The sequence below is a fragment of the Agrococcus sp. TSP3-2-1 genome, assembly GCF_049897585.1.
Lineage (GTDB): Bacteria > Actinomycetota > Actinomycetes > Actinomycetales > Microbacteriaceae > Agrococcus.
This window is the reverse complement of sequence record NZ_JAFCWN010000002.1, coordinates 44,945-57,419: the sequence shown is the minus strand read 5'-3', so window position 1 is coordinate 57,419 and position 12,475 is coordinate 44,945. Positions and strand designations below refer to the sequence as shown.

Genomic DNA, 12,475 nt, shown 5'->3' with positions numbered 1-12,475 from the left:
GGCACGCCTTCCGACATCTCGCTGCGCAACCTCGGTGAGCGCTGAACGATCAGTAGGTCCCCGTGAGGGAGCCCCAACCCTGTGAGAGGCCAGCAGCGCTGCGGCGCTGAGGAACGTTCCACGGGTTCGAGTCCTGCAGCGGCGGCGGCAGGAGCGCCTCCGGCAGGCTCTGGTAGGCGACCCCCCGGAGGAAACGCGAGATCGCGGCCGTGCCTACGCTCGTATCGTCGGTGGTCGTGGCCGGGTAGGGTCCGCCGTGCTGCATGGCCGCGGTGACCGCGACGCCGGTGGGCCAACCGCCATACAAGACCCGGCCGCTTGTGGCCGCGAGCGCGCGTACGAGCGGGGCGATCGCCGCGGATTCGCTCTCGAGCGCATGGAGGGTCGAGGTGAGGTTGCCCGGGAAGAGCCGCTCATGCAGCGACGGCAGTGCTTCGAGAGACCGATAGCGGACGAGCACGCTGAGCGGCCCGAACGATTCGTCGAGCACGGTCTCGCCCGCAGCGTCGAGGTCGGCAACATCAACAGCCACGATCGTGGGGGTCGCCCACACGTGCCCCTCGTCGTCGACGCGCACGTCACCCGTGGCCAGCACCTCGATCCCGGGCGAGCCCATCACAGCGGCACGGCGCGCCTCGTAGGCGGATCCGATGCCCGGGTTCAGCAGCCGGTGCTCGCCGACGGCGGCGGCGGCCTCCGCGACAGCGGAAACGTCAGTGCCGTCGGGGACGAAGAGGAAGCCGGGCTTGGTGCACAACTGACCTGCAGAGCCGCAGACGCTGCCGACGTACGCCGCGAGCAGCCCGCTATCCGATGCGACCGCTCCTGCCGTGGCGTAGGCGGGGTTGACGCTCCCGAGCTCTCCGAAGAAGGGGATCGGGCGCGGCCTGGCGGCGGCGATGTCGGCCAACATCCGGCCGACGCGACCCGAGCCGGTGAAGGAGGCGGCGCGCACGCGCTCGTCCTGCAGCAGCTCGACGCCGTGCTGCTGGCCGGAGACGAGCTGGAAAGACCCTTCAGGCATGCCCGCATTGCGGAGCGCTGCTTCGACGACCTTCGCCGTCGCGGCAGACAGCTCGGCGTGTCCTGAGTGTGCCTTCACGATGAGCGGGCAGCCTGCGGCGAGTGCAGCAGCGCTGTCGCCGCCCGCGACGGAGAATGCGAAGGGGAAGTTGCTCGCCGCGAAGTTGAGCACCGGGCCGACCGGCTCGAGCATGCGGCGCAGCTCGGGTCGCGGGCCGGGCGCGTAGTCGGCGTCCGCCGAGTCGATCGTCGCGCCGAGGTATGCACCCTCGACGACGACCTCGGCGAAGAGGCGCAACTGCGCAGTCGTACGACGCATCTCGCCGCGCAGGCGCGGTTCGCCGAGACCCGTCTCGCGCATGGCGATCGAGATGAGTTCGCCTGCGGCCGCATCGAGCGCGTCCGCCACCGAGACGAGCGCCGACGCACGCTCTTTCGACGGCACCCCGGCGAATGGGGTGGCCGCGTCTGCGGCGCGCTGAGCGATCGTGTCGGTGTCGATTTCGGTTGCTGCTGCAGTCATTGCTCTCTCCTCACCCTCGATGCGTCCGTCAGCGGCGGTCGAACTCGAGCGATGCGCCCGTCACCGCGGCCCGGTCGCCGATCTCGCGCCAGCCCTCTCCCTCGGGGAATGTCCAACGCTCGACAGATGCATCGAGCATCTCGGCCCCAGCGCCGGGGAGCCGAGGTGCCTGATAGCGGCCGCGCTCGATGCGCACCGGCTCGGCGAAATGCTCGTGGAGGTGGTCGACGAACTCGATCATGCGGCTGTCCTTGGTCGTCGAGACCACCGCGAAGTCGAAGAACGAGAAGTGCTGCACGAGCTCGCAGAGCCCGACACCGCCGGCGTGCGGGCACACGGGCACGCCGAACTTTTTCGCCAGGAGTAGGACCGCGAGGTTCTCGCTGACGCCGGCGACCCGCGTCGAGTCGAGCTGGAGGAAGTCGATGCCGCCCGCCTGCAGCAGCTGCTTGAAGATGATGCGGCTCTGCACCGCCTCGCCCGTGGCGACACGCATGGGCTTGATGGCCTCGCGGATGCGCGCGTGGCCGAGCACGTCGTCGGTGCTAGTCGCCTCCTCAATCCACCACGGTTCGAACTCAGCGAGCTGCTGCAGCCATTCGATTGCCTCGGGCACGTCCCACCGCTGGTTGGCGTCGATCGCCACAGGGAAGTCGGCGCCCAGCGCCTCCCGCACAAGCGCGAGCCTGCGGCGATCGTCCTCGAGGTTCCCGCCGACCTTGAGCTTGATCATGCCGAAGCCGTCAACCACCGCCTCGTGACTCAGTCGCACAAGCTTCTCGTCCGAGTACCCCAGCCAGCCTGGCGACGTTGTGTAGGCCGGGTACCCCTCCCGCTCGAGCTCGGTGATTCGCTCCTCCTTGCCGACCTGGCCCTCGCGCAGGATCTGCAGTGCTTCGTCCGGGCTCAGCGCGTCCGAGATGTGGGTGAAGTCGATCGCGGCCACGAGCTGCTCGGGGGTGAGCTCTGCCATGAAGCGCCACAGCGGCTTTCCCGCCCGCCGCGCCGCGACGTCCCACAGAGCGGTGATCAAGGCACCCGCCGCCATCTGCGTGACGCCCTTCTCCGGGCCCAGCCAGCGCAGCTGCGAGTCGTGCACGAGGAGTCGTGCCGCCGCGCCGAGGTCGCCGACCAAGTCGTCCAGCTCACGGCCCAGGAGCAGATGCCCGTACGACTCGATCGCGGCGACGACGATCTCGTTGCCTCGCCCGGCTGTGAAGACGAGCCCGTGCCCAGTCTCGCCGTCCTCGGCGCGGACGCGGACGTACGCGGCCGAGTAGTCGGGATCGACATTGACGGCGTCGGAGCCATCGAGTTCGAGCGACGTCGGGAAGCGGACATCGCTGGTCTCGATCGCGATGATCTTTGCCACAGTTCGGTGTTCCTCTCGAGGTGTCGGCTACGGCGCGATGACGCCGGGTAGCCAGGTGGTGAAGAAGGGGAAGAAGGTGATGAGCGCCAGCACTGCCAACATCGGGACGAAGAAAGGCACGACACCCTGGATAACCTTCGACACCGGCAGGTCGGTCACGCTCGACAGCACGAAGAGCACGAGCCCCACCGGAGGCGTCAGCAAGCCGATCATGAGGTTGAAGATGATGACCGATGCGACGTGCAGCGGATCCAGGCCGTACTGCGTAGCGACCGGCGCGAGGACCGGGACGAGGATCAGGATCGCCGCGGTGGGCTCGAGCACGGCACCGACGATCAGCAGAAGGATGTTCAGCAGGATCAGGAAGACGATCGGGTTGGTCGTCAGGCTCAGGATGAGCTCGGCGGCTTTCTGGGGCGCCTGCTCCCGAGCGAGCACCCACCCGAACAGCGACGCCGCTCCGACGATGAGCAGCACGGCACCGCTCGTCTCCAACGTCGTGCGGAGCACGTAGAGGATGTTCGTCGTATTCATCCGTCGGTACGCCGCCGCGAGGATGAACATGTAGAGCACCCCGATGCCCGCCGCCTCGGTCGGTGTGAAGATGCCGCCGAGGATGCCGCCCAGCACCACGATGCCCGCCCCCAAGCCAGGCAGGGCGCCGAGCACAGGCATCCAGCGCTCCCTGCCGCGGACCGGCTCCAGCCGGAGGTCGTCGCGCTTGCGCGTCGTGACCCACACCATGATGCAGAGCGCCAGGACCACCAGCAACGCGGGCACGATGCCAGCGATGAAGAGTGCACCGACCGAGAGACCCGCCGTAACTGCATAGATGATCGCGGGGATCGAGGGCGGCAGGATCGGGGCGATCAGCGAAGACGCGGCGGTGATGCCCACCGAGAACTTGTCGCTGTAGCCCCGCTTGATCATCGCCGGGACCTGCACGCGCCCGAGAGCCGCGGCATCGCTGATCGCGGCACCGCTCATCCAGGCGAACCCAAAGCTGGTGGCCACGTTGACATAGCCGAGACTTCCGCGAACGGTCCCGATCAAGGCTGTCGCGGCGTTGAACAGTCGGTCGGAGATCCCGCTGACGTTCGCAACGTTTCCGAGCATGATGAACAGCGGCACGGCTAGCAGCGGGAACGAGTTCAATCCGGAGATCGTCTGCTGCGCCGCCACCTCGAACGTCGCCGATGGGTCCGCCACGACGTAGATGAGGCAGGGCGCCAGAAGGGCGATCGCGACGGGCACGCGCAGCACCAGCATGGCGATGAGACCGATGAGCATCCACAGGATCACCATCAGATGCCGCCCTTCTCGATGTCGATGGAGCCGGCGAACTGGCTCGGGTAGCGAATGGTGAGGTAGAGGTTGCAGACCGAGTGGAATGCGATGAGCGCGAACCCGACGACTGCCGAGGCATAGACGACCGGCAGCGAAACGTTCGTGCCGGGTGAGGTGAGCCGTGCGGTCGCCTGCATGAGCTCGGCCGCGCCAATGGCCATGGCGACGGCAGTCGCGATGACGATCACCGTCGCTATTGCCTCCACGACCCCCACGACCTTGCCGGTCCGACCTCCGCCGTACAGCTGCACCGCGATGTGCCGGCGGCGCGCGGTCACGAACGCTGCGCCCGCGAACACCATCCAGATGAACACGAAGCGCGCGAGCTCTTCGGTCCAGCTGAACGGCGACGCGAAAACGTAGCGAGACATGACCTGCAAGATCACGAGGCTCAATAGCCCAACGAGCAGCACCAGGCCGAGTCCGAACTCCGACCCCACAAGCAATCGGTACGGTACGGAGCGTGACTCGAGGTAGCGCTCGTCGCCCGGTTCCAACCGTTCCATTAGCCTTCCCGGATCTGAAGGTAGAGGTCGCCCCACTCGAAGCTGTCGGGGATCAGCTCGGTCGCGCGGGCGCGGAAGTGCTCGACGTCGACCTGGTCGTTGACCTCAATCGCGCCGGACTCGCGCCACTCAGCGACGTACGACTCCTCTTCATCCTCGATACAGCCGCGGACGGCGCTCGCCGCGGTTGCGGTAGCAGTCTCCAACGCGGCGCGCTGCTCGTCGTCGAGCGCGGCGAGGGACGCGTCGCTGCCGACGAACATGACGCCCTGAATCATGTGTCCTGTGAGGTTCAGATGGTTCTGCACCTCGTAGAAGCGCTGGCTCGCGATGGTCGGGATGGGGTTCTCCTGCGCGTCGATGGTGCCCTGCTGCAGTGCCATGTACGCCTCGGACAGCGCCATCGGAGTAGCGGACCCGCCCATGATGTTGGCCATCGTGAGGTACAGGGGGGCGTCAGCAGCCCGCAGCTTCTTGCCTTGCAGGTCCGCTGAGGTCATGACCGGGGAATTGGAGGTGACGTGACGTGTCCCGTAGTACCAGGTGCCGAGCACGTCCAGGCCGGACTCGTCCTTGAGGGAGGCGAAGATCTCATCCGCGATCGGCCCGTTCAGCGTCTCCTCGAAGTGGTCGACGTCCCGGAACAGGTACGGAGCGTCGAACAGCGCCACATCCGGCTCCCATACGCCGAGGAACGACGGCCCGGCGACAGCGAGCTCCAAGCTGCCGGACGCGACCTGCTCGAGGCTCTCGGCCTCGCTGCCGAGCTGCGCCGCGGGGAACGAGTTGATGTGCACGCCCGATCCCTCGAGCGCGGCGTTGAGGGCGGGCACTCCGCAGGTCTCTACGGGATGAGTGCCCTCATAGACATGCGAGAGCCGAAGCTCGATGGCACCCTCAGGGGCGGCGTCGCCGGTCCGAGCGGGGGCCTCCGTGCTCACGCACGCGCTGAGGGTGAGGGTGAGTGCGGCCGCGGCCGCGATGGCCGTGCCGATTCGCTTCTGCGTCATCGTTGATGCTCCTTTGTATCCACGGTGCTGTCGGGGTGAGAGATGTCGGGGTGAGAGATGTCGGAGTGAGCGGCGAGGCCGGGCACGCCGACGGACACAGCCATGCTGTCGATCGCGTCGACGGTGCTGCGCGCTAGGGGGATCCACTTGCTGCGCTCGGCGCGTGCCCGCTGTTCGGGGTCGCCTGGTGCCATGACCGCCTCACCTGCTCCGCGCACGGCGTCGCGCAGCTTCTGCACCCGCTCCGCCGTCGATGCGCTGCTGACGAAGGCGCCCGGATCGATCGCGATGATCATGTGCCCGACGTTCATGCGCGAGCCGGGGTTCGACCAGATGTCCTCGGTCTCGAAGGCGAAGCTGGCTTCACCGAGCACGACCGACAGGCCTTCGAGCATGACCGCGATCGCGGAGCCCTTGTGACCACCGAACGCGGTGAGGGCGCCGGCCATCGCCGCCTCAGGGTCGGTCGTCGAGTTGCCCTCCGCGTCGACCGCCCAGCCCTCCGGGATCGACGTGCCGGCGTTGCGGGCGCCAATGACCTTGCCGTAGGCGCCGGAGCTGGTCGCGAGGTCCGCGGTGAGGGGCTCCTCTGCGCCAGCCGGCAGGCTGATCGACAGGGGGTTCGTGCCGAGCACCTTCCGGGTGGCTCCGAAGGGCGCGACGGTGGGCCCCGTGGAGGAGACGCCGATCGCGAGCCAGCCGGCCTCCGCGAGGCGACGCGTCCAGTAGCCGCCAGCGCCGAAGTGCGAGCTCGACTGCACCGCGACCGTGACCGTGGATGCGCGACCGCGCTGCGCTTCAATCCACCGCAGGGCCTCCTCCATGGCGACCTGACCGAACGCGGCGTCGGCATCGAGGAGGCCAGCCCCGACACTCTCGGCTTCCCAGCGCATTCGCGGGGCGACGTTGATGCCGCCGGCAATGACTGCCTTGGCGTACAGCGGCAGGCGGAGCAGGCCGTGCGACGCGATGCCGCTGCAGTCGGCGAACAGCAGGTTGTCGACGGTTGCGCGCGCGTGATCGGGTTGAGCGCCCACGGCTTCGAGCAGCTCGACCGCGACGGTACGCGCGTGCGCGAGGTCGAGTCTCAAGACGTCTGCAGTGGTCATGCGACTGTCAGCCCTTCGATCTTGTCCAGGTCCCAGGAGATGCCGAGGCCGGGGAAGTCCGGTGCATGCGCCCGCCCGTGCTCGAGGAGGACCTGTCCACTCGTGACGGCACCCAGCTGCGGGATGTGCTCCACCCAGGTCCCGGCCGGCACGGCGGCGGCCAGGCTCACATGCAGCTCCATAAGGAAGTGCGGCGCGATCGAGACGTTGAGAGCCTCAGCGAGGTGCGCGACCTTCAGCCACGGAGTGATGCCTCCGATGCGTGCCGCATCCACCTGCATGACGCTTGCGGCGCCCCCAGCAAGGTATTCGGCGCACTGCCCGATCGTCGTTAGGGTCTCCCCAACCGCGATAGGAATGCTCGTCTGTCGGGCGAGCATCGCGTGGCCTTGGACGTCGTCTGCCGGGAGAGGCTCCTCGAGCCACGCGACACCGAGCTCTTCGAAGGCTCGCGCTCGTCGCATGGCCTCAGAACGGGTGAAGCCCTGGTTGGCGTCGACCATGAGCGTGAAGTCGTCGCCGACCGCCTCGCGCACGGCAGTCAGACGCTCCAGGTCTTCGGCCAGAGTCGGCTTCCCCACCTTGACCTTGCCCGCCGTCCATCCCGCATCGGCAATCGAGCGCATCCCATCGACCAGCTCGTCGGTCGGGATGTGGAGCCAACCGTGCTCGGTGTCGTAGACCGGCGTACTCGTGCGGTGACCGCCAGCCGCGAGCGCGAGGGGCTGCTGTGAGCGCTGCGCTGAGATGTCCCAGAGGGCAATGTCGACCGCCGCGAGCGCGAGCGCAGTGAGAGTTCCTGGGGTGGTCGAGCGAGTCGATGCGCGGAGCATCGACCAGACGTGCTCGATCTTGCGACTGTCCTCGCCGATGAGCCGTGGGAGCATCACATCGCGCAACAGCGCCATGACCGCCGATCCGCCCGTGCCGATCGTGTAGCTGTAGCCGCGCCCCACGAACCCGTCGGCCGTCGCGATCTCCACGAAGGGTGTCTCCTGCGCAGCGAAGGCTTGGATGGCGTCCGTGCGCTCCGTCGCGGCCGGGATGACGACGAGGCGAGCCGACGCCGACGTTATGCGGGTCAACGTGCACACTCCGGACGCTCGAGCCCGAGCACGCTCGAGGTGATCGAGTGCAGCTGCGAGTTGGATGCGGAGCCGCCGAGCCCTCGCCCGAAGCGGTGGAGCGCGGAGAAGAGGTGCGTTCGCATCGCCGTCGTCGCGGCTCGCGCGTCGCTGCGCGCGATCGCGTCCGCGATGATGCGATGCTCCTCGATCGTCACGGACGAGTCCATGTCATCGGTGTAGAGGCGGAAGAGGTGTAGGTGTGCGTGCGTCCGCTCGAACGCTTCCGCCAGGAATGGATTGCCAACCGCTTCGATGATCGCCATGTGGAACGCCGTGTCGTGACGCACGAGCGCTTCGCCAGGGAGTCCATCGCCATCGTCGAGCTCGAAGCGCTCGATCTCCCGGGTCAGCCACAAACCCGGGTTCGAGGCGCGGTCCACCGCCGCGGCACCCGCCGCCCACGGCTCGATGAGCAGACGCACCTCGAACAAGTGATCGAGGCCGTCCTCGTCGAGCAGCGGGCTCGTCCAATAGCCGCGCGTCTGCTTCGCCAGGACCAGCCGATCGCCCTCGAGGCGCTGCAGCGCCTCGCGGACCGGCGTCTGCGAGACGCCGAGCTCGCGGGCGAGCCCGTCGATGTTGAGCTTGGAGTCAGGGGGGATGGTGTTGGTGAGGATGAGGTGCCGGATGCGCTCGTATACCGTTGCCGCGGCGGACGGCCGGGGATTCGGCTCAGCGCGCTTCAAGGTGCGCCTCCTTTCGGAGTCGAGAGAGGTCCGACCAGAGGCTTCTGATGCCGTAATCCCATGGCGGAAGATCCTCGGTGCGTCCGACCACATTCCAGAGCGACCCAAGCTCCTCCGCTCTGATCTGCACCTGATCGCCCATGCGGTGGGTGAAGCCGTGGCCCGACTCGTCCCGGTCTTGCGTCGGGGCGAAGAGCGTGCCCGTGAACAGCGCGAAGCCATCCGGGTACTGGTGATGGCGACCCGCAGTTGCCTCGACGAGCGCCTCGAACGAACGGCTGAGCGCGGAGACATCGTTGACGCCCTCGAGCCAGTAGCCATCGGTGCCGCACACCTCGAGGCTGATCTCGACTTGCCGCGCATCGTCGACCGTGAAGGTCTCGTCGAAGAGCCGGATCACGGGCCCGATCGCGGTCGACCGGTTGTTGTCCTTAGCCTTGCCCAGCAGCAGGGCGCTGCGACCCTCGACGTCGCGGAGGTTGACGTCGTTGCCGAGCGTGGCGCCCACGATCTCGCCCGTCGATCGGACGATGAGCACGAGCTCCGGCTCTGGGTTGTTCCAAGACGAGAAGTCGGGGATCCCGATCGCGCCGCCCGAGCCGACGGCCGAGAGCAGCGGGGCCTTGGTAAAGACTTCAGGGTCCCGCCCAATGCCCACCTCCAGGTATTGCGACCACCAGCCCCGCTCCAGCAGCTCCCGCCGCACGCGCTCGGCTTCCGGTCCTCCCGGCTTGACGTCCGCGAGCTCCGTGCCAAGCGCGTCGGCGAGCTCCGCACGCACGTCTGCGGCACGCGTCGCGTCACCCATACAGCGCTCCTCGATCACGCGTTCGAGCATCGAGCCGGCGAACGTCACGCCGCAGGCCTTGACGACCTGGAGGTCGATCGGGGCCAGCAAGCTGGGTCCGCTTCCATCGCCCTCCCAGCGGAGGTCTTCGACATGCCACCTCGGCGAAGCCGCGCGAGCTTCCTCCAGGAGCTGCAGCACGTCTACGCGTTCGAGCAGATCCGCCACGGTGCTTGCGATCGGCAGCAGATCGTGGACGGCCGAGCCTGCGATGAGCACGGGGACAGGGACCGAGCGGACGGGATCCCAGACACGACCCACGAAGGTTCCGGGTGCGGCCGGGAGCGCGTGGGCGACGGGGCGTCGGCTCCAGTCGTGGCTCGCCGGCTCCACCGCTCTGACCTTGGACATCGTCGTCTCAACCTTCGTTTCCTACATGGAACACGCAAAGCCTATAGGTTCACCGAGCCACAGCAAAGCACGAAAGCCGAGCAGATGCAATGCGGCTGCACGGCGCGACGCCGCGGTGCGAACCGCTCGTTCGTGGATCACTCGCTCCGTAGAGTGACGGCGTGACTGTCACAGACGACGCCATCTCGAAGGTGAAGCAGATGTTGCAGCAGGGGCGCTTGCGACCCGGCGACCGACTCCCGCCCGAGGCGGAGCTAGCAGCGCAACTAGGACTCTCTCGATCGTCGATGCGAGAAGCCGTTAAGGCCCTGGAGGCGATGCGGGTGCTCGATGTGCGGCGAGGCGACGGCACGTACGTCACGAGCCTCGAACCGCACCTGCTGCTCGAAGCGATGTCGTTTGTGCTCGACTTCCACGCGTCACGTGCGGTCCTCGGCGTGTTCGAGGTGCGTCGGATGATCGAGCCGGCGGCTGCGGCGCTCGCCGCGCTGCGGCGCGACGAAGTGCAGGCGGAAAGAATGCAGGCCCACCTGGCGCTTGTCGACGAACGGACGGCGAGCGATGTGCTCGTGCCGCACGACACTGCCCTTCACCGGATGATCGCCGAAGCCACCGGAAATGCTTACCTCGTCAGCGTGCTGGAGACGATGTCCGATCGGACCGCTCGCGCTCGCGTGTGGCGGGGCCTCACGCAAGAGCACGCGGTCGAACGCACTCTGCTCGAGCATGCGCGGATCGTCGATGCCATCGCCGCAGGTGACGCCGAGCTCGCTCGCGCCGCCATGACGGTGCACATCGCCGGCGTCGAGCGCTGGTTGCTGGACGCAGCCGCTCGTGATGTCAGTGCCGCCCTGCGGTGACCCTTAATCCGATGTTTAGCGCCCAAATCCCTAGATGGACTCACTCGCGCTTACAATCGGTCACAGACCTCGGATGTTCGGTACGGGGGAGTTGACGAAGGAGTTGCGATGCGGCTGGCACGCCTGGGCAGGACCGGCGAGGAGGTGCCCGTCGTCCTGGTCGGCGATCGGGCGTATGATCTCCGCGCCATCACGGAAGACATCGATGGGGTGTTCCTGGAGCGCGACCTCGACCGCGTGCGCGCGGCCCTCGGAGAGGGTTCGCTGCCGGAAGTGGAACGTGTTGGCCGACGCGTCGGCGCGCCCATCGCGCGGCCGGGCGCCGTGGTCTGCGTCGGCATGAACTACGCGGCGCACGCCGCCGAGTCCGGGAGTGCACCGCCCGAGCAACCGGTCGTCTTCCTCAAGCATCCGAACACCGTCGTGGGGCCGAACGATGACGTCCCGTTGCCGGCGCACGCGCTCAAGATGGATTGGGAAGTCGAGCTCGCCATCGTCATCGGCCGAACCGCTTGGAACCTTGCCTCCCGCGAGGAGGCCGCTGCCTGCATCGTCGGCGCAACGGTCGCGGATGACCTCTCCGAGCGCGCATGGCAGTTGGAAGCCTCAGGCGGTCAGTGGTCGAAAGGCAAGTGCGCTCCTGGATCGACTCCGCTTGGGCCCGAGCTGGTCACAGCCGACGAGCTCGATCTCGGGAACCTGCGTCTGCGCAGCCGGGTGAACGGTGAGCCGAGGCAGGACTCCTCGACGGCTGACCTCATCTTCGACGTCGCGGCCGTGGTGCTCGACCTCAGCCGCTACATGCGCCTCGATCCGGGGGACCTCGTGCTGACCGGGACCCCGGAGGGCGTCGCCCTGTCAGGCCGCTTCCCCTACCTGCGCGACGGCGATGTCGTCGAGGTCGAGATCGAGGGCGTCGGCACGCAGCAGCACCGCGTGACCGCAGTGGGAGCAGCCGCGTGAGCGAGTACGAGGGGCTGGCCGCGATCGTCACTGGCGGTGGCAGCGGTCTCGGTGCCGCCATCGCGGAAGAGCTCGCTGCGCGCGGCGCCGGGGTGGCGGTGCTGGATGTCAAGCCGGGCGAGCGGCATCTCGGGATCCCATGCGACATCGCGGACGACGCGGCGGTGCGATCCGCCGTCGACCGCGCAGCGCGTGAGCTGGGCGGAATCGACATTGTGGTGAACAATGCGGGCATCGGCGCCGAGGGCACGATCGACGTCAACGACGAGGCCGAATGGCACCGAGTATGGGACATCAACGTCGTCGGCATCATGCGCGTCACGCGCGCTGCGTTGCCCTACCTGCGCCGGTCGAATGCGGCCGCGATCGTGAACACGTCCTCGATCGCCGCTACGGCAGGCTTGCCTCAGCGCGCGCTGTACTCGGCGTCGAAGGGGGCTGTGCTCAGCCTGACGAGAGCGATGGCTGCCGACCACCTGGACGATGGCATTCGCGTCAACGCAGTGAGCCCAGGAACAGCGGACACCCCGTGGGTGGGCCGCCTGCTCTCGGCCGCTGCGGACCCCGTCCATGAACGGTCGCAGCTGGAAGCGCGCCAGCCGCACGGCCGGCTCGTTTCTCCCAGCGAGATCGCCCACGCGGTGGCGTACCTCGCGAGCCCACGCGCCGGCTCGACCACGGGCGTGAGCCTCGCGGTCGATGGCGGCATGCAGGCGCTGCGCCTGCGGTCGAAGAACTAGCTGTTGTCCCT

The 12,475-nt window shown here is 67.9% G+C and carries 12 protein-coding genes; 3 read left to right on the top strand and 9 right to left on the bottom strand.

Features of this window, described 5'->3' with window-relative positions; genetic code table 11:
- Positions 1-49: 49 nt before the first annotated feature.
- The 9 genes from ACP7BI_RS02815 to ACP7BI_RS02775 form a co-directional block, all read right to left on the bottom strand.
- Positions 50-1,567 carry an aldehyde dehydrogenase (NADP(+)) gene (locus ACP7BI_RS02815; protein WP_425844062.1) on the bottom strand — a complete coding sequence of 506 codons (1,518 nt, stop codon included), beginning with the start codon at positions 1,565-1,567 and terminating at the stop codon, positions 50-52.
- A gap of 7 nt (positions 1,568-1,574) precedes the next feature.
- Positions 1,575-2,918 carry an enolase C-terminal domain-like protein gene (locus ACP7BI_RS02810; RefSeq protein WP_425843597.1) on the bottom strand — a complete coding sequence of 448 codons (1,344 nt, stop codon included), beginning with the start codon at positions 2,916-2,918 and terminating at the stop codon, positions 1,575-1,577.
- A gap of 27 nt (positions 2,919-2,945) precedes the next feature.
- Positions 2,946-4,223 (bottom strand): TRAP transporter large permease, encoded by a 1,278-nt coding sequence (locus tag ACP7BI_RS02805; RefSeq protein WP_425843596.1) that lies wholly within the window; start codon positions 4,221-4,223, stop codon positions 2,946-2,948.
- Positions 4,223-4,705 carry a TRAP transporter small permease gene (locus tag ACP7BI_RS02800; protein ID WP_425843595.1) on the bottom strand — a complete coding sequence of 161 codons (483 nt, stop codon included), beginning with the start codon at positions 4,703-4,705 and terminating at the stop codon, positions 4,223-4,225. Before ACP7BI_RS02800 ends, ACP7BI_RS02805 begins: the two co-directional genes overlap by 1 nt.
- A gap of 65 nt (positions 4,706-4,770) precedes the next feature.
- Positions 4,771-5,781: a DctP family TRAP transporter solute-binding subunit gene (locus ACP7BI_RS02795; protein WP_425843594.1), complete on the bottom strand. Its 1,011-nt coding sequence runs from the start codon at positions 5,779-5,781 to the stop codon at positions 4,771-4,773.
- Positions 5,778-6,890, bottom strand: a complete 1,113-nt coding sequence (locus tag ACP7BI_RS02790; protein WP_425843593.1) for an Ldh family oxidoreductase — start codon at positions 6,888-6,890, stop codon at positions 5,778-5,780. Before ACP7BI_RS02790 ends, ACP7BI_RS02795 begins: the two co-directional genes overlap by 4 nt.
- Positions 6,887-7,984: a mandelate racemase/muconate lactonizing enzyme family protein gene (locus tag ACP7BI_RS02785; RefSeq protein WP_425843592.1), complete on the bottom strand. Its 1,098-nt coding sequence runs from the start codon at positions 7,982-7,984 to the stop codon at positions 6,887-6,889. The genes ACP7BI_RS02790 and ACP7BI_RS02785 overlap by 4 nt, the downstream gene beginning before the upstream one ends.
- Positions 7,972-8,796 carry a GntR family transcriptional regulator gene (locus ACP7BI_RS02780; protein WP_425843591.1) on the bottom strand — a complete coding sequence of 275 codons (825 nt, stop codon included), beginning with the start codon at positions 8,794-8,796 and terminating at the stop codon, positions 7,972-7,974. Before ACP7BI_RS02780 ends, ACP7BI_RS02785 begins: the two co-directional genes overlap by 13 nt.
- A complete protein-coding gene (locus ACP7BI_RS02775; protein ID WP_425843590.1) occupies positions 8,690-9,769 on the bottom strand; it encodes a fumarylacetoacetate hydrolase family protein in 1,080 nt (359 codons plus the stop codon). The genes ACP7BI_RS02780 and ACP7BI_RS02775 overlap by 107 nt, the downstream gene beginning before the upstream one ends.
- Before the next feature lie 293 nt (positions 9,770-10,062).
- Between ACP7BI_RS02775 and ACP7BI_RS02770 the strand changes: the two genes are divergently transcribed.
- The 3 genes from ACP7BI_RS02770 to ACP7BI_RS02760 all read left to right on the top strand — a co-directional run bounded on the left by ACP7BI_RS02770 (position 10,063) and on the right by ACP7BI_RS02760 (position 12,464).
- Positions 10,063-10,761: a FadR/GntR family transcriptional regulator gene (locus ACP7BI_RS02770; RefSeq protein ID WP_425843589.1), complete on the top strand. Its 699-nt coding sequence runs from the start codon at positions 10,063-10,065 to the stop codon at positions 10,759-10,761.
- A 108-nt stretch (positions 10,762-10,869) separates the two neighbouring features.
- Positions 10,870-11,724: a fumarylacetoacetate hydrolase family protein gene (locus tag ACP7BI_RS02765; RefSeq protein ID WP_425843588.1), complete on the top strand. Its 855-nt coding sequence runs from the start codon at positions 10,870-10,872 to the stop codon at positions 11,722-11,724.
- Entirely contained in the window at positions 11,721-12,464 is a 744-nt protein-coding gene (locus ACP7BI_RS02760; protein WP_425843587.1) for an SDR family NAD(P)-dependent oxidoreductase, read from the top strand. The genes ACP7BI_RS02765 and ACP7BI_RS02760 overlap by 4 nt, the downstream gene beginning before the upstream one ends.
- Positions 12,465-12,475 lie beyond the last annotated feature (11 nt).

Excerpts from the sequence above, each read along its gene's own strand:
- ACP7BI_RS02805 (WP_425843596.1), bottom strand. The coding sequence starts at position 4,223 with ATGGTGATCCTGTGGATGCTCATCGGTCTCATCGCCATGCTGGTGCTG.
- ACP7BI_RS02795 (WP_425843594.1), bottom strand. The coding sequence starts at position 5,781 with ATGACGCAGAAGCGAATCGGCACGGCCATCGCGGCCGCGGCCGCACTC.
- ACP7BI_RS02790 (WP_425843593.1), bottom strand. The coding sequence starts at position 6,890 with ATGACCACTGCAGACGTCTTGAGACTCGACCTCGCGCACGCGCGTACC.
- ACP7BI_RS02780 (WP_425843591.1), bottom strand. The coding sequence starts at position 8,796 with ATGTGGTCGGACGCACCGAGGATCTTCCGCCATGGGATTACGGCATCA.
- ACP7BI_RS02765 (WP_425843588.1), top strand. The coding sequence starts at position 10,870 with ATGCGGCTGGCACGCCTGGGCAGGACCGGCGAGGAGGTGCCCGTCGTC.